Origin of the sequence: Clostridium sp. JS66 (assembly GCF_033561535.1) — a bacterium.
Lineage (GTDB): Bacteria > Bacillota > Clostridia > Clostridiales > Clostridiaceae > Clostridium_AM > Clostridium_AM carboxidivorans.
Genome location: NZ_CP131467.1, coordinates 2,634,659 through 2,652,442 on the forward strand (window position 1 = coordinate 2,634,659; position 17,784 = coordinate 2,652,442).

The window sequence follows — 17,784 nt, forward strand, 5'->3', positions numbered from 1 at the left end:
GAAAGCTTCCCTTGATTAATTCATATTCAACCAATATGCTGCATTTATTGTAATAGTCTGAATAATCAAAGGAAGCTACTTGCATAAAGTTTATTATTTAGCAGCTTTACACCACTTATCTTCAAGTTTTGCTATTGTACCATCGTCATGTAATTTTTTAACTGCTGCATTTAAAATACTCATTAATTGAGGATTGCTTTTAGCAGCTTTAAATGAAACTGCAACTGCATATTGTGATTGATCCTGTGCAAACCATTTTCCAACCATTTGAAGTTTTGTATCCTTTTTAGTTGATATATAGTATGCAGTACCAGGAGCATCATGAACTACAGCATCTACCTTTCCATCTTCAAGTGCTTGAAGAGCTGTTGTAATAGAATCATGTATTTGAAGATTATTTTGAGATACATTAGCAGAAGCTAAATATAAATTGCTGGCAGTTCCTTTTTCTACAGCAACCTTATATTTACCACTCTTAATACTGTCAATTCCAGTTATTTCTTTTGGACTAGTATTTTTATTGGTAATTACTGTTAATCCTGCATTATAATAAGTATCAGTAAAATTCATTACTTTTTTTCTTTTATCTGTTGCACAAAGAGCTGCTACAACAAAATCAAGTTTACCTTCAGCAACGGATGTAGTTAATGGACTATAGTCCATAGCTTGTAACTTGTCACCTTCAATTTTAAAGCCTAGGATTTTTTGTAATTCCTTAAGAAAATCCATATCAAATCCTATTAAAGTTTTTCCATCTTTATCATAATAGGAAAATGGAGCATAAGTACCAGAAGTTCCTATTTTAAAGGTATAATCTTTCAAAGCACCTTGAAGTTTATCGGCGCTAACAGTAGTTGTTGTAGAAGCTTCTTCCTTTTTTGAAGAGCTGTTACCGCACCCGACTAGTGATACAATAAGAGTTAAAATTGTTAATACTGAAAATATTTTTTTTGTTAATAATTTTTTCATGTGTAATCCCCCCAAAAAATTTAGTAATCATTGATTTGATGTTTACAGAATAGCACCTGTTTAATAATTTGTCAATAAACAATATATTTTTTTGCGTTTTTATCAATGAAATAATGCATTTTTATCATTATGTTAATTATCGCATTATTCTCTATTTTCAAGATGTTAAAATGTTTACAATAATTCTTTTGTATATTCAATAAATTTTTTTGGAGCAGGTGAAAGATATTTTAAAGATTTTACTCCAATACCCAAAGTTCGAAATGTATATGGCTTAAGTGGCAAAGCATTAATTAATGCTGACCAATCTTTTACAATTAGGTTTGGAAGTATGCTGACACCAAGATGATTTGCAACCATGGAAATAATGGTATGGTCATCTGTTGATGAAAAGTGTATGCATGGTGTTACCTTTGCTTTTCTTAATGCTAGGTGTATATCATAATCAATTCCTAGTCCATGAATTATAAAAGGCTGATTTTGAAAATGAGAAATTTCATAAACTCCGTTTTCAGGAATTGGAAAATCTTTTGGCAAAATTGCCATAAGTGGATCATCTTTTAGAGGTATCCAGTCAAATTCTTGAGAATTTCTCTCACTGCAAAAACCAAAATCTACGGTACTATTTTCAATCCAGGATTCTATTTCGTCAATACCGCCTTCTCTTATATTTATATTAATACTGGGAAAATCTTTTTGAAATTCATATATGATTTTTGGAAGCCAGTTTATAGCAATGCTTGAATAGGTACCAATGGTGATGGAACCTGTAACTAGACCATTTATAGCATTTATGGTTTGCTCCAGATGAGAATTATTTGCTAAAAGCTGTCTTATAAGAGGGAGAATTGTTTTGCCATTATCTGTAAGAGATACTCCACGTCTTGTCCTGACAAACAATGAAAAACCAAATTCGTTTTCCAATCCCTTTATTATGTGACTAACTCCAGATTGAGTATAGCCAAGTTTATTACCACTTATTGTGAAATTGCCACTATCAGCTACATCAGAAAAAAGTTCGTATTTTTTTAAATCCATTTTACATCTCCTCCTTAAGGCTAAGTATCGAATATCTAATTTAAAAATTTAATTTGTGTGTGATATAGTGATAAAAATATATGATTAAATATAAATTAAGCTTGAAATTTGGAGGCCCACGGGAATACTGATTTTACACATTGAAAACGTATATATAATTTTTAGGTATGAAAAAATGTAATGTCTAACATACAAAAATGTAATTTTACTATTTTCAGAATATGTATTATTATAGTCAAAACGAATGAATAATACAAATATTGAAAAAAAGTTCATAAAGGATAACTTTGTAAGAAAGGAGAAATGACATGTAAATTTACAACTTTTAATTATCAACAGTTCTCTTCATTAAGGAAAGACCCTATTGAATTTGATGAAAACAGCAGCATATATTGTTGGAGCAGCTGTTAAATAATTTTTAGTCCATTAAAGTTTAGAATCACTGCAGACTAGGGAGGAGGCAATTATAGTAAATGCAGTTAAATTAGAGCCTAACCTTACTTAATAAAACTGTTATGATATAAAAATAAAAATGTAATTCAGAATATTCGTATTTATGAATGAAATGCTAAAATTAATTACCAAAAAAATTGCTTAAGTGTCCATAATTATATTTGATATGAATTTTTTATGGCAAAAAGGCTTTGACAAATAGCAGTAAAACATGTATATAGCCTTTCATTACTGCAATTGTGAAAGATTTTTAAATTTAAATTAAGAAAATTTATAGATAAAGGGGAGTATGAATATGAAATTAAAAGATAAGAATTTAACTGAAAAAGATGTAAAGGCATTAGTAAAAAAGTATATGATTGATACTTATGAACGTTATGATTTTGTTTGTGAACGTGCAAAGGGTATGTATCTTTACAATGATAAAGGGGAGGAATATCTTGATTTCTATGGTGGTATTGCTGTAAATAGTGCAGGAAATTGTAATGAAAAAGTTGTTGCTGCTGTGAAAGAACAAGTTGAAGATGTAATCCACACATTCAATTATCCATACACTGTTCCTCAAGCACTTTTGGCAGAAAAAATTTGTAAAACTATTGGTATGGATAAAATATTTTATCAAAATTCAGGAACAGAAGCCAATGAAGCAATGATTAAAATGGCTAGAAAATATGGTGTAGAGAAATATGGTAAAAACAAATATCATATTATAACGGCAAAAAACAGCTTTCATGGAAGAACTTATGGTGCATTAACTGCTACAGGACAACCTGATAATGCTTGTCAAATTGGACTTAAACCAATGCTCCCAGGATTCTCTTATGCTGGTTTTAATGATTTGGAATCTTTTAAAGCATTAGTAACAGAAAATACTATTGCAATTATGATTGAACCAGTCCAAGGAGAAGGCGGAGTTATTCCAGCTACTCAAGAATTTATGGATGGTATTAAAGCACTTTGTGATGAGAAAGGCTTGCTGCTTTTATTAGATGAAGTTCAAACAGGATGGTGTAGAACAGGTAATGTTATGGCATATATGGGTTATGGTGTAAAACCAGATATAGTTTCTATGGCAAAAGCTATGGGCGGAGGAATGCCAATTTCAGCTATTTGTGCAACTAAAGAAGTGGCTAAGGCTTTTACAGTAGGATCTCATGGGACAACTTATGGTGGTAATCCAGTATGTTGTGCAGCTTCACTTGCTCAAATTAATGAGCTGTTAGATAAGCACTTAGCAGAAAAAGCTAAAGAAGTAGGCAACTATTTTATGGATAAATTAAAGACACTTCCGTATATTAAAGCTGTTCGTGGTAAAGGGTTGCTTGTAGGTGTTGAATTTGACGAACCTGTAGGCAAAGATGTAAAACATGGATGTTTGGATAGAAAGATGCTAGTTACTTTAATTGGAGATTCTGTAATCCGTATGGTTCCACCACTTATTGCAACTAAAGATCACTGTGATAAAGCATATGAAATTTTAAAAGCATCTGCAGAAGAAGCATATAGAACACTTGAACTTAAAAATGTAGTTTAGGAAAACTATTGAATAAATATTATAATTGTAAGACTGCTGATAAATGTATTTTTATTAGCAGTCTTTTTATTTTTATTGACAAACTAAGTGGAAAAACTTATACTTACAAGGGTACAAAAGTTCAAATAAAATTAAATATGGATTGTTAGGTGAGGCTCCTATATTAGATACATGCTACTGCCCAAAAATATCGAGAGATGCCAATGGGTCAACAGGTATTACCGAATTAAGGTTTTACTTAATGTAGCTGAGTTTAACTCAAAGCTATATAGTGCTAAAGCTCAACGAAGGATGGTTTATAAGAATATTTATTTATTCGTCTTTAGAGTTTTTTGAGAGCCTTTTTTAGGGCTCTTTTGTTTTTATATATGAATTTTCAGTTTCTTTACAAAAATTATGGCATGAAGTATTTAATTAAATTTCACATAGACTTGATTACGTAATATGAAAGGTGGCGGTAATTATAATGAGTACTGAGGATGGTGATAATTATTGATTAACGAGTAAAAATTGAGGAGCGTGATTAGAATGAAATTAGAAAAGACAGTTGTAAATAGAAAGCTTGGAGTACTTGATATAATTATATTTTTAGTTATTGTATCAATATTATATTTGGCAATTGCTCCAGGTATAAAAGGGAATGTAAATACTAGTGGGATACAGGTTTCAACAGATGTAAGGAATCTTCCAATATATGTTTTGAAATCAGTTGGCAGAATGACAGTAGCGTATATTTTATCATTGATATTTACACTTATATATGGATACATAGCTGCACATAATGAAAAGGCAGAGAAGGTAATGATACCAGTACTGGATATTCTTCAATCTATACCTGTATTATCATTTTTGCCAGCAGTAGTTTTGGGACTCATAGCATTATTTCCTAGTAATAATATAGGTTTGGAATTATCTTCTATTATATTGATATTCACTGGACAAGCATGGAATATGACCTTTAGTTTTTATCATTCTATAAAAATATTGCCTAAAGATTTAGAAGAAGCTTCAGGAGTATTTGGATTAAATAAATGGCAGAAATTTAAAAAGCTAGAAGTACCCTTTGCTGTTATTGGATTAGTTTGGAATAGTATGATGTCTTGGGCAGGTGGATGGTTCTTTCTTATGGCTTGCGAAATGTTTACATTAAAAGGTAAGGACTTTAGGCTTGAGGGGATAGGTTCTTTTTTGCAAACTGCTGCAAGTCAAGGAGACAAGAAAGCGTTAGTTTGGGGGATAGCTGCATTAATAGTTGTTATTGTGCTTTTAGATCAATTAGTTTGGAAGCCAGTAACTGTTTGGGCAGATAAGTTTAAGATGGAGCTTACTGAATCTGGTGAAGCACCTCATTCGTTTGTACTTACACTTTTGAGAAGATCGGTGATTGTTGACTTTTTAGTTAAAAAAATATATGAACCTATTGCAGAAAATTTAAATGAGGCTATAGATAAGTTTGCTGTGAAACTTGCGAGTAAAGAAAGAACTAAAGGAATAGGAATAGGCTTTACAGTTAGATGGCTAGTAAGAATATTAATTTATGGAGTACTTTTATATTCAGGCTTTAATGCATTTAAATTATTAATGCAGCTTTCAAAAAATGAATGGGGAAGGATACTTCCATCTGTAGGTTACTCATTTTTGAGAGTTGTTGCAGCTCAAGTTATAGCGTTAATATGGACAGTACCTGTAGGAGTAGCTATAGGTATGAATAAAAAAGTAGCAAATGTTTTACAACCTATTATTCAAGTTGTAGCTTCAATACCAGCAACTGCACTTTTTCCTGTGATTTTGATATATTTTATGAATAAGCTAGGCGGACTCAATATTGCATCAGTGATTTTAATGTTAATGGGAACTCAGTGGTACATATTATTTAATGTAATTGCAGGAGCAATGGCTATTCCTGAGGATTTAAAAGCTGCAGCTAAAACTTTTGGTATTAATGGATGGAAAAGGTGGAAAGTTCTTATACTTCCTTCTATATTTCCTTATCTTTTAACAGGAATGGTAACAGCTACAGGTGGATGTTGGAATGCAAGCATTGTATCTGAATATGTTAATTTTGGTGGAAGAACCGTGTCTACTGTAGGACTTGGAGCTCTTATATCAGAGGCTACAGAAAAAGGGAATTATCCTTTGTTACTTATAGCTACAATCATCATGTGTGTTGTAGTAGTTGGTGTCAATAAGACACTATGGAAAAGATTATACGTATTATCAGAAGAAAAATTTAAAATAGAATTATAAAGGGGTGGGAATATGAAAAATGTAAAAGAATTTATAAAGGTTAAAGGAATTACAAAATATTTTGGTGGCTCAGATAAGCCTACTTTAGAAGATATAAATTTAACTATAAATGAAGGTGAATTCATAGCTATATTAGGGCCTTCTGGATCAGGTAAGTCAACACTACTTAGAACTATAACAGGATTAGTAAAGCCAGATTGTGGTGAAGTGATTTTTGATAGTAAGAAGGTAACTGGAGTAAATCCCTATGCTTCTATAGTTTTTCAAACCTTTGCACTTTATCCATGGCTTACTGTTAGTGAAAATGTAGAGCTAGGTCTTAAGGCTAAGGGATTTCCAAAAGATTATACAAAAAGAAAAGCTGAAGAGCTTATAAGCCTTATAGGTCTTGATGGATTTGAGGAGGCGTATCCAAAGGAGCTTTCAGGAGGGATGAGACAAAGGGTTGGATTTGCTAGGGCATTAGCAGTAGAACCAAGGCTTTTATGCTTGGATGAACCTTTTTCAGCATTAGACTTTTTAACTGCTGAAAATTTAAGAACGGAGTTAGTTGAACTGTGGCAGGAAAAAAGGATGCCTATAAAAAGTATAATAATGATTACTCATGGTATTGAAGAGGCTGTACTTATGGCAGATAAAATTGTAATGCTCAGCAGGAATCCTGCACATGTGGTTGATGAGATTAAAGTAGATCTTCCTCATCCGAGAAACAGAAAATCACCTGAATTTTAAAAAATAGTTGATAATGTTTATAAGTTATTAATACAAGGTAAAACTGCTAATAATGAAGAAAATAAATTAAGCAAAAGTGTAAATTTAGATAAAGAAAAGGGAGAAGGTGGAGAAAAGCCTATTCAGATCCCTGATGCTCATGTTGGTGTGATGTCTGGGCTACTTGAACTTATAGATGATAACGGTGGTAAGATGGATATATATCAGCTAGGAGGAAATTTAATGATGGAAATAGATGATCTTCTTCCTAATATAGAAGGCATATCTATGCTTAATTTTGCGGAGGTAAAAGAAGGAGATATTTTTATAACTGAACTTGGAAAAAAATTTGTGGAGTTAGATAAAGATGAAAGTAAAGAACTATTTAAAAAACAGCTAGAGGGTATATCTACATTTCAATTAATAATGAATGTATTAAATAATAAAAAAAATCACACAATGAAGGAAGAATTTTTTAAGGAGCTATTCAAGCAGAATTTTCCACATCATGAAATTGAAGGAATGATGGATATTATAATTGATTGGGGTAGATATGCTGAATTGTTTACTTATGATCATGATTCAGAAGAGCTTTACTTGGATTTAGAGGAAAAACAAGTAATTTAAATATTTTTGAAGGTTCCATGACAAAATGATATAATTATCTAGATAGCAGTGTAAATTTTGTATTTTACAGGATATAATGGAATATTAGTGAATTGGAGGAACCAAAATGAAAAATTTTGTAACAACTTATTGGTTAAGGAAACATATTGAAGATACCAATTTAATAATTGTAGATTGTAGAGGAGATTTACTTGATGAAAGTTATGGCAGAAGGGGTTATGAACAAGGACATTTAAAAGGAGCCAAGTTTATAAATTTGAGCAAGCAATTATCCTCTGCAGCTGGTGAACATGGTGGAAGAAATCCCCTGCCTGAAATTGATAATTTTAAAAATACAATTGAAGGTTTAGGAATAGATAATGATACTGTAGTAGTAGCTTATGATGAATATAAAATTGCAGGTGCTGCAAGGTTTTGCTGGATGCTAAGACATATAGGACATCAATCTAATTATGTTTTAGATGGTGGAATAGGTAAATGGATAAGTGATGGAAATGATATTTCAACAGATGAGTTAGAAGTACCAAAAAAAGGTGATTTTAAAATAGGTATAAATGAAAATTTAGAAACAAATATGGAACATGTAAATGAAGTAAAATTAAATCCTGAAACTTTGGTAATAGATTCAAGAACAGAAATAAGATATAGTGGAAAAAATGAACCAATAGATAAAATAGCAGGGCATATAAAAGGAGCTGTAAATTACTATTGGAAAGACAACTTAAATGATAATAATACCATTAAAGATATATCATATTTAAAGGAAAGGTTTAAAAATTCATTTGGCAAAAAAGAAGTTATAGTGTATTGTGGTTCTGGAATAGATGCTGCTTTTAATTTTTTGGTATTAGATGAAATTGACGTAAAAGCAAAACTTTATGTTGGCAGCTGGAGTGATTGGATAACTTATAAGGAAAATATTTAGGAGATAAAAAATGAGAAAAAAGTTCTGTATAATATTTTTAATTTTCATTTGTTTAAGTATTATAGGATTCGAATTTTGGATTCAGAAAAGTGCATTTTATAGTAAAAATTTAAAAGAGGTACAAACTAAAAGTGCAAATAGTGAAAAAAAGCAAGAAACAATTAATGAAAAATTACAGAAAGAAATTGCAGTAATAAATTCAAATAAGGATAAAAGTGTTATAAAAAATCGAGAAACTATAGTTCTTGGAGCAAGGAAGGAAGCAGAAAAAAAAGTAAAATATAAAAGTGAATATTATGTAGGCGGATACCCTCCAGATAATGAAGGCGTATGTACTGATTTAGTATGGAGAGCTTTTAAGGATGCGGGGTATAATTTAAAAGATATGGTAGATGAGGATATAAGAAATCATCCTAGTGACTATAAAAGAATTGAAGGAAAACCAGACCCTAATATAGACTTTAGAAGAGTGCCTAATCTTTATGTTTATTTTAAAAAATATGCTCAAAATATTACCACTGAGTTGAAACCTAATGATATAGATAATTTAAAGGAATGGCAGCCAGGTGACATTTTAACCTTTGACAATAAGGAACATATAGCTATAGTTTCTGATAAAAGAAGGACTGATGGAGTTCCGTATATAATACATAATGCACCACCTTATGCTAGAGAAGGCGATGAAATCATGTATTGGATGCCAAAGATAACAGGACATTTTAGAGTTTCAAAATAAAATTTTAAAAATTATAAACCAGATTACTTAATTTAATATTAAAGGTAATCTGGTTTTATTTTATTAGTAACTACTTATTATTTGTTTTGTGATTATTATTTTTGCCAGTGGCATTGTTATCAGTATTTAAGGAATGTATACTGGTGCTATTCCCCATATTTTCTATAGCCTTATTCATTTTTATATTTTTATCTTTTTTATTTCTATTCATAAATTTATACTCCTTTCAATAATAAAAATTGCTAATGTATATTCAGTATACACTATAGGATTTACATATTATCTATGAATATGTATGTTAGAAGAAAGTTTGAATTTATTGCAAATAAGAAATTAAATACAATTTTTCTTTGTTTTTCCCAATTTGTCTTTTATAAATATCAATAAAGCAATAATTAATGTATAAACAATATTAAATAAAGTGACTTTAGGAATAATTTTGTCAATTAGAGCTCTTCTTTGAACTTCGTTCCCAACTTTTAAGCATATGTAAATTATCAAGGGAAAAGTAAAATAGTAAATCATTTGCTTATCTTTTACTTTTATAACATGTGTTAAAACAAATGTAAATGCATAATACTCATTTGCTATAAGTTTAAATATTACTATACTCCATAAAAATAAAAACAATAATCGAAAACTGTTTAGTACTGGTAAATTTACTCCTTCTGTCACCAATAAAACTGGCCATAATGCTTTTAAAGTAACCTTATATCCTAAATAATAAATACATATAAATGTTATCCATGTATAAATGCCCATAGAGATAAATGTAGCTTTCAAAACTATCACTTTAATTCTATTTTTATTTTTTATAATAGGATAAAATAAAAATATTGATTCCATTCCTGCATAAGCATAAGCAGATTTCATACTCCCTTTTAAAATATTTTTATAACCTGATCCTAATATTGGAAGTACATTTAGATAATTTCCATATCGTAGTGCTATTATTAGTGTCAATGCTAAAATAATTGAAAAATATAAAGCAGTATTATTGATTCTTGCTAATACCTTTATTCCTTTATGGTTTAAATAAAAAACTAATAATATTGTTGGAATAAAAATCTTTATTGGTGTTAAAAAAGGTGATGTGTATACCATAAAAACATTACTTAATCCAGTAATAACGAGTATTATATATATACCAAAATTGAACATGAATAAAATATTACATATTGTTCCTAGTATCCTCCCTAAATATTTTTTACCTAAAATTAAAATATTCTCATCAGGATGCTTTTTCACATAATAGATAGATAATAGAGCTAGAATAAGAGGATGTAGACCACCTACAATTACAGCTATCCATCCATCCTGCTTTGCATCTTGTGTCACTGCATTGGGCAATGCTAAAATACCTACCCCTGTTATAAATCCTACTAATATTGCACTGCAATCAAAATCTTCTAGCAAGTTATTTTTAATTTTATCCATTTCCTTTTACGCTCCATGTAAATTTAGTAATGTCCTATCCCTATTTTATCAATTTTCACCTTTACATTTACTTTAATATTTGCATCACTAATTTCCTTATTCCAATTAACTCCACTTTCTCTTCCGTATTTAGCTACACTATACATACCTAATTCTAACAAATCCATTTTATACACTTCCTTCATTTTATTTAAAAAACCATTACACATTTTTTCTATTTCTTGTGACAATAATTCTTCAATTTCTTTCTCTTTTTTCTTATCTATATCTATATCTTTATATAATGTATTTAACACAATATCGCCCTGAAAAATCAAATCGATATTAAATTGATATATATCTTGTTTCTTATTACACCTTACCTTTCTTTTAACTTTTGTATAATAGTTGATATATTCTTCAGGGCTTTGTTGCAGACTTAAAACTCCTTTACCCGATCTTAGTCTTAGCATATTCATAATTTTACTTTCTTCCATAGGTAAGGTATATGCCATTTTATCTTTTTTAAATACTGCCATACCTGAAAGAACAATATCTTTATCCTTTAATTCAATGTAAGGAAGAACCAAATTTCTTCCTTCTGATTCAAGTATTGAATAAATATTTAAAAAAGTATATTCTTTAGGAAAAAAATTATAATTATTAGCACTTTTAATCATGCCTTCTATATAATCAGAAGAACTAGGATAACCTTCTACTGTATGCGCTAGCAGATCTTCTGATTTTCCTTTGCATACTACAATGTTGCTTCTATCATTAATTTGAGGGTTAGCAAAGTTTAAATTAACAAAACTTAATATTCCATAGTCTGCTGCTTCTTCGCCTATTATAACAATTCTTTGAACTCCTATTAAAAGTGGCTTATTGGACTTCAATTGTCTATCTTGTCTGGTTTCTGTTAAACTTTCAGCTTTTCCAGTTATATTTTTACTACTTTCCCCTTTTTGTTCTTTAAATTGATACACGCTAAAAGGAGCAACATACTGTACTTTAGAGTCTGTTTCTTTTTTTATATCCAATCCAAAACCTGAGGATATATTAAATTCCTCCATAGGTGTTACCTGCAATTTTTCTGTATAAATAGAACCTATCATAACTACCAAAAGCAATATTGTTAAATTTTTTCTATTCATCCAATGTCACCTTCTTTTTGCTTATCCTAGGTCTAATACTCTCCTCTTCCTAATTTATCAATATGCACTTGTACATTCACCTTAATATCAGACTTAGAAACAATCTCATTCCAATCTGCGCCAGTATCTCTTCCATACTTTGATGCTGCTAACCATCCTAGCTGCAAGCAATCCACTTTATATTCTTTCTTCATCTTATCCAAAAATTGATAGCACATCTCTTCAACTTTTTTTGCCATATCTTCTTCAAATTTTTTCATTACTTCTATTTTGCCTGTCATATCTTTATATAATTCATTATTTACAATATCACCATTTAAATTTAAATTGATGATAAAGGTATATTTATCTCCATTTTTACTACATTGAACTTTTCTTTTAGTTTTTGCTGCATAATTCACATACTCCTTTGAATTTTTTTGTATAGTTAATATTCCTTTTACCTTATTTTCTCGAAGTACATTCATTATTTTCGTTTCATTCATATCTAAAACAACTCCAAGCTTATCTTTTTTAAAAATTGCCATTCCATCCATTTTAATTCCATCTTTACTTATTTTTAAGTAGGGGCAAATTATATTTTTCCCTTCCGAATCCATTGATAACATAGCATCTTTTATTGTATAATCTCCCGTAAAAAAATTAGAAGTCACTGAATTTTTAATCATGTCACTTATATATTCTCCAGAATTTTCGTATTTTTCTAAATTATATTTTAAATATTCTTCCCCTTTACCTTTACATACTGCTAAAAATGCATTGTCATTTATTACAGGATTCTTAAATACAATATCTATGACAGGTCTAATCCCATATTGAGCATATTTTTCATCAAACAAATAAGCTTTTGAAAGTCCTAAAAAAAATTGTTTTCCTATTTTTTTTTGCCTTTCTTCTCTTGTTTCTCCAACAGTACTTCCTTTTCCACTTTTTACCTCATTTTCAAGACTCTCATCTTCTTTATACATTTTTGAATTGGTAGTAATTATGTACACCATATCTGCCTTTCCAATTTTATTTGCTCCAATTGCTACTCCAGCGGCAATATTAAAATCCTCTGCACTGTTTAATTTCATTTTAGGACCAGTAAAAATTATGAAAAAAAAAGTACAGCATAGAAAGATAATAAATAATGTATTCTTATTTTTTTTCATTTTTATCCTCCTTTTTTATCCATACTAAAGTTGCAATAAAGGTTATATAGAATAAGTTGTATATTGTGCTAAATATAGTAGTATACTGATCTATTTTATCCCTGCTAAGCATATCTCTATAGTAATACGTAGTAATACTAATAATAATAACTGAAATAATGACATATAGTATTTCTTTGTTTTTTATTTTTTTAATATCTTGTAAGATAAATATACATGCATAATAAAAAAGAGCTATGCTTTTTAATTCTATTAATATCCAAAAAAACACAAAAACATATCTGAGATTATTTATAACTTCAACTTTTATACCCTCTATGACTGTGAAAAAACTCCATATTGTTTTCTGAATAATAGTAGTTCCCATATAGTATATGGATATAAAAGTAATCCATGTATATAAAGCGCAAACAATCCCTGTTGCTTTTAAAACTGAGCTCTTTATTTTACTGCTATCATTAATAAAAGGATAAATTAAAAATATAAATTCCATACAGGAATAATTATAAATAGAGCCTTTACTTGATTTTAAAATATTTAAAAATCCCTCTCCAAATACAGGACTTACATTTAATAAGCTTCCCTGTTTTAAAATAGCAATAGAAGGAACTATTATTCCTAATAAAATTAAGAAACTAAAAGAAGATATTTTTCCAAGAACTTTAATTCCTCTAGTGGCAGCATAAACTATAAAAAGCAATAGAACTGAATAAATTTTAAAAAAACTTATTGAAGGTATTGCATATGTTTTTAGAATAATCCCACCATCTGAAATTATGGAAGGAAGATAAATAAAAAAGCTTAGAAGAAAAAGAAAATTTAATATGGTGCCTATAACCTTTCCTAAATATTTTTTGCTAAGTACCAAAATATTTTCTTTTGGGAATTTTTCACTTACATATATAGCAAGAAGTGCTACATATAAAGGATATACCGCTCCTATTATTACAGAAATCCACCCATCTTGTTTCGCAGAAGCTGTAACTGAATTTGGTAAACTTACTGCTGATATTCCAAACACAATTCCTACCAATATATAAGTAAATTCATTTGGAGTTAGTAAATTTTTCTTTTTTATATTCATTACTAATAATCTCCTCTACCTTGTGTATCTACCTTAACCTTTATGTTTACTTTAATGTCTGCATCAGAAACTATTTTGTTCCAGTCATTTTCTTTACGTCTTCCAAACTTCGCAGCACCTTCTCTACCTAAAGATATACAATCTACCTTATATTCCTTTTGCATAATTTTAAAGAAAGCATAACATTGCTTTTCTATGTTTTTTGCCATATCTTTTTCAAATTGTGTTCTTTGACCTACATCCTTTGTTATTTCAGCATACATTTCATTGTTCACAATAGTACCTGTTAAGGTTAAATCAATACTAAAGACGTATTTTCCGCCTTGTTTATTGCATTTTACTTTTCTTTTACCACTTTCACCATAGAAATCAATATATTCTGTAGGGCTTTTTTTCAAAGACACTAATCCTTTTACATTGTTTTCTTTCAGCAAATTAAGTATTTTAGCATTTTCTACGTTCATTTTAGCTATCATTTTGTCACCATTAAAGATAGCCAAACTCATAAGTTCTATTCCTTCCTCTGTTTGTTCAATATAAGGAAGAACTAAATTCCTTCCTTCTGCTCCTATCCTTACATACATATCTATTAACTTGTAGTTATCAGAAAAGAAACTATAGGAATAGCAATTTTCTATAAGGCCGTATATATATTCAGCTGAACTATTATAGCCCTTTGCCTTTTGTTTTAAATAGTCCTGTGGCTTTCCTTTACATACTACAACAAAAGCCATATCATTTATTTCTGCATTTCTAAATCTATCTTCTATCATGGTTTTTACACCATATTTTGCATATTCTTCACTAATTAAAACTATTCTTTCCTCTCCCTGAACAACTTTTTTGTTTAACTTTTCTTGTCTTTTTTGAACCACTTCTCCTATGTTTTCACCTTTTTCTTCAACTACTATATTTGTTGTTGACCCATCAGATTTATATACATTTATACTCAAGGGTAGAATATATTCTATCATTCCTTCACTTTTTTTCTCTATATCATAACCAACGCCCGTAATCATATTTAGTTCTTCAATAGGAAACCTATCTTGGTCAAGTAGAATAAATATATAAAGAAATACACCAATCATAATAATAAAGTATTTTTTCTTATTCAACGTATATCGCCTCTCTTGAAAAATGTAATTATAGCAATAATGGTTATATATAATACATTAAATATGACATAGATTTTTGTAACATATTCTGAAATTTGCTGTCTGTTTATCTCATTTCCATATTGAAACGTTACATATACAAATAAAGGATACATAAGAAAGTAAAGCTTTTTTGCCTTTATTTTTTTTATTAAATCTTTTAAAATATAAATACTTGCATAACAATTAATAGCGCAAGCTCTAAAAGCAATTAAAGTCCATAAAAATATAAAAATATATCTATAATTATTAATTAATGATATGGTTACACTTTCTGACACTAACAAAAAGGACCAATAGTTTTTAGTTACAATATCTGGACCTAAATAATAAATAGTTATAAATGTAGTCCAAACATACATAATTATAACAATTAAAACCACTATGAGAGAGGAAGAAAATATCCTATTTTTCTCTTTAACAAAAGGGCAAATTAATACCATTATTTCTGCTCCTGAATAAGCAAAAGCAGCAGTTATACTTCCTTGAAGTATTGTTCTTAAGCTTACATCAAATAGGGGATAAACATTTTCAATATCAGCGGCTTTTAAAGCAGGTGTAGAGGATAACATAAGAATAATTATAACAACAAAAGTGATTTCACTAATTTTTCCTAGTACTTTTAAGCCTTTATAGGAAGCATACAGGGTTATTAAAAATGTAATACTTATCATCTTTAAAGGAGTTAGAAATCCAATTCCAAAATTACGCATTAAGTCTATATAAATTTTTGGGCCCATTGTTGCAAAATACATGAAATATGTTAAAAAAATTAAGTTCAAAATACTTCCCAAAAGATTCCCAAAATATTTTCTGCTTAAAACTAATATAGTATCATTAGGAAATGCTTTGCTTACATATGTCCATATGATTACTATATATAGAGGATATATTCCTCCTATTGCAGCAGAAATCCATCCATCTTGATGTGCAACTTTTACTACACCGTTAGGAAGTGCAATAATACCCGTACCCACTATAGTTCCCAAAGTAATACAGCCGAATTGACTTTTGGTCAAGAGATTTTGTTTTTCACTAGAGCTTCCTTCCATTTTATTCACTGCCTTTTCTCTTAAACTTATTTCTAAAATTCTTTTGCCTTATAGGGTCTTGATTTGGAATACCCTCTGGTCGTTTGTTCATTTTCCATAATGGTGCTCGAATAAAGGTATCTTTCATATCACTTTTGTGAAATTCTAAATAGGGAACACCTAAACTATCTAAAGAGAAAAGATGTGTTAAAATAAAAAACCATCCCACAGCAATTCCAAATATGCCCATAATATTTGCCAGTATTAACATTGGAAATCGTAAAATTCTAATAGAAAGAGACATATCATAATTAGGAATTAAAAAAGTAGATATAACTGTAATACCAACAACAAGTAATGTAGTAGGACTCACTATTCTTGATTTAATTGCAGTATCTCCTATAATAATACCGCCTACTAAACTTAAGGTTTGGGCTATCTTAGTCGGAAGCCTAAGACCACCTTCTCGTAAAAATTCTACTACTATTTCCATAGCTACAATTTCTAGAAAAGGAGTCAAAGCAATTCCTATTCTAGATTGAACGATAGGTGTAACAAATTTTATAGGTATAAGTTCTACATTAAATTTTATCAGTGTTAAATATATAGATGGTAAAGTAATAACAACAAACGCGGCTATTATTCTTAGAACTCTTACAAAAGAGGATATGATGCTTCTTTGCGTATAATCCTCCACCGCTTGAAAAAATTGCATGAATAGCGAAGGTAATATAAGAGCAACAGGGGCACCTTCCATTATAACTACTATTCTACCTTCTAAAAGATTGGCAACTGCTATATCTGGCCTTTCACTACTCAATGCTTGTGGAAAAACCGTATATGTGTACGTTTCGATACATTCCTCAATATGACCTATTGAAAGTATGCCATCCATATCGATGGAGCTTATTCTTTTTTTTAATTCTTTGAGTACTGCTTTATCTACTATATTATCTATATAAATAATTGCTAATTCATTTTGCGTTCGTACTCCTACATTCAACAGTTCTATGGCCAGGTTGTTATCCTTCAATCTCCTTCGAATCTGAGAAATGTTTGCTTCTAAATTTTCTACAAAACCATCTCTTGGGCCTTTTGCTGCAGTTTCATTTATAGGCTCTGAAATATCTCGTATCATTCCGCCTTTTGTATCAACTATAATTCCTTCTAAAACGCCATTTATTAAGATTAAGCTGCTTCCTGTTTTAAGATGTTTTAATAAAACATTTAAATCCGCCTCTACCAATGTATTGCTCATAGAAATATACCTTTTACAAAGATAATCTGATATATTTTCTTTTCCTGTTAAATTTTCTTGTATATGCATCATAAGTGGATTTAATATATCACGATTAAGAATATCCTTACTGATAAGTCCATCTATATAAATGATAGCTGCGTCTAAAGGCTTATCAATACCAATATAAAAGTGTTTTACTACTATAGGATTTTTATTTCCTAAACCATTTCTAATTAGTCCTATGTTTTCATCAAGATTTCCACTATTCATTAAAATCACCATATCCTTTTTTATGATAGCTATATACCTGG

14 protein-coding genes, 1 pseudogene and 1 riboswitch are annotated in these 17,784 nt (G+C 29.6%); of the genes and pseudogenes, 5 read left to right on the plus strand and 10 right to left on the minus strand.

The features are described from left to right. Positions 1 to 93: 93 nt before the first annotated feature. Both Q6H37_RS12375 and Q6H37_RS12380 read right to left on the minus strand, forming a co-directional pair. Positions 94 to 969, minus strand: coding sequence for a transporter substrate-binding domain-containing protein (locus Q6H37_RS12375; protein ID WP_318742229.1), 876 nt, complete (start codon positions 967 to 969; stop codon positions 94 to 96). A 174-nt stretch (positions 970 to 1,143) separates the two neighbouring features. After that, positions 1,144 to 2,007 carry a LysR family transcriptional regulator gene (locus Q6H37_RS12380; RefSeq protein WP_318742230.1) on the minus strand — a complete coding sequence of 288 codons (864 nt, stop codon included), beginning with the start codon at positions 2,005 to 2,007 and terminating at the stop codon, positions 1,144 to 1,146. 748 nt (positions 2,008 to 2,755) lie between these two features. Between Q6H37_RS12380 and Q6H37_RS12385 the strand changes: the two genes are divergently transcribed. From Q6H37_RS12385 to Q6H37_RS12405, 5 genes and pseudogenes are all read left to right on the plus strand, one after another. Further along, positions 2,756 to 3,994, plus strand: a complete 1,239-nt coding sequence (locus Q6H37_RS12385) for an acetylornithine/succinylornithine family transaminase (RefSeq protein ID WP_318742231.1) — start codon at positions 2,756 to 2,758, stop codon at positions 3,992 to 3,994. A 134-nt stretch (positions 3,995 to 4,128) separates the two neighbouring features. Next, positions 4,129 to 4,294, plus strand: a riboswitch (M-box (ykoK) riboswitch). A gap of 228 nt (positions 4,295 to 4,522) precedes the next feature. Beyond that, a complete protein-coding gene (locus Q6H37_RS12390) occupies positions 4,523 to 6,241 on the plus strand; it encodes an ABC transporter permease (RefSeq protein ID WP_318742232.1) in 1,719 nt (572 codons plus the stop codon). 12 nt (positions 6,242 to 6,253) lie between these two features. Continuing rightward, positions 6,254 to 7,579: pseudogene (locus tag Q6H37_RS12395) on the plus strand (nitrate/sulfonate/bicarbonate ABC transporter ATP-binding protein). Between the two features lie 106 nt (positions 7,580 to 7,685). Beyond that, positions 7,686 to 8,504 carry a sulfurtransferase gene (locus Q6H37_RS12400; RefSeq protein WP_318742233.1) on the plus strand — a complete coding sequence of 273 codons (819 nt, stop codon included), beginning with the start codon at positions 7,686 to 7,688 and terminating at the stop codon, positions 8,502 to 8,504. A 10-nt stretch (positions 8,505 to 8,514) separates the two neighbouring features. Then, complete coding sequence (locus tag Q6H37_RS12405) at positions 8,515 to 9,240, plus strand: DUF1287 domain-containing protein (protein ID WP_318742234.1); 726 nt, start codon at positions 8,515 to 8,517, stop codon at positions 9,238 to 9,240. Positions 9,241 to 9,310: 70 nt separating this feature from the next. On the opposite strand, the gene Q6H37_RS12410 is transcribed toward Q6H37_RS12405, so the two are convergent. The 8 genes from Q6H37_RS12410 to Q6H37_RS12445 form a co-directional block, all read right to left on the minus strand. Further along, entirely contained in the window at positions 9,311 to 9,451 is a 141-nt protein-coding gene (locus tag Q6H37_RS12410; protein WP_318742235.1) for a hypothetical protein, read from the minus strand. Positions 9,452 to 9,573: 122 nt separating this feature from the next. Beyond that, positions 9,574 to 10,677 (minus strand): endospore germination permease, encoded by a 1,104-nt coding sequence (locus Q6H37_RS12415; protein ID WP_318742236.1) that lies wholly within the window; start codon positions 10,675 to 10,677, stop codon positions 9,574 to 9,576. Between the two features lie 23 nt (positions 10,678 to 10,700). After that, positions 10,701 to 11,810 carry a Ger(x)C family spore germination protein gene (locus Q6H37_RS12420; protein ID WP_318742237.1) on the minus strand — a complete coding sequence of 370 codons (1,110 nt, stop codon included), beginning with the start codon at positions 11,808 to 11,810 and terminating at the stop codon, positions 10,701 to 10,703. Between the two features lie 32 nt (positions 11,811 to 11,842). Continuing rightward, positions 11,843 to 12,964: a Ger(x)C family spore germination protein gene (locus Q6H37_RS12425; protein WP_318742238.1), complete on the minus strand. Its 1,122-nt coding sequence runs from the start codon at positions 12,962 to 12,964 to the stop codon at positions 11,843 to 11,845. Further along, positions 12,951 to 14,048 carry an endospore germination permease gene (locus Q6H37_RS12430; RefSeq protein WP_318742239.1) on the minus strand — a complete coding sequence of 366 codons (1,098 nt, stop codon included), beginning with the start codon at positions 14,046 to 14,048 and terminating at the stop codon, positions 12,951 to 12,953. The genes Q6H37_RS12425 and Q6H37_RS12430 overlap by 14 nt, the downstream gene beginning before the upstream one ends. 2 nt (positions 14,049 to 14,050) lie before the next feature. Then, on the minus strand, positions 14,051 to 15,163 hold the full coding sequence (locus Q6H37_RS12435) for a Ger(x)C family spore germination protein (protein WP_318742240.1): 1,113 nt from the start codon (positions 15,161 to 15,163) through the stop codon (positions 14,051 to 14,053). Continuing rightward, entirely contained in the window at positions 15,160 to 16,254 is a 1,095-nt protein-coding gene (locus tag Q6H37_RS12440) for an endospore germination permease (RefSeq protein WP_318743004.1), read from the minus strand. Before Q6H37_RS12440 ends, Q6H37_RS12435 begins: the two co-directional genes overlap by 4 nt. Before the next feature lies 1 nt (position 16,255). Further along, a complete protein-coding gene (locus Q6H37_RS12445) occupies positions 16,256 to 17,743 on the minus strand; it encodes a spore germination protein (RefSeq protein WP_318742241.1) in 1,488 nt (495 codons plus the stop codon). Positions 17,744 to 17,784: the final 41 nt, after the last annotated feature.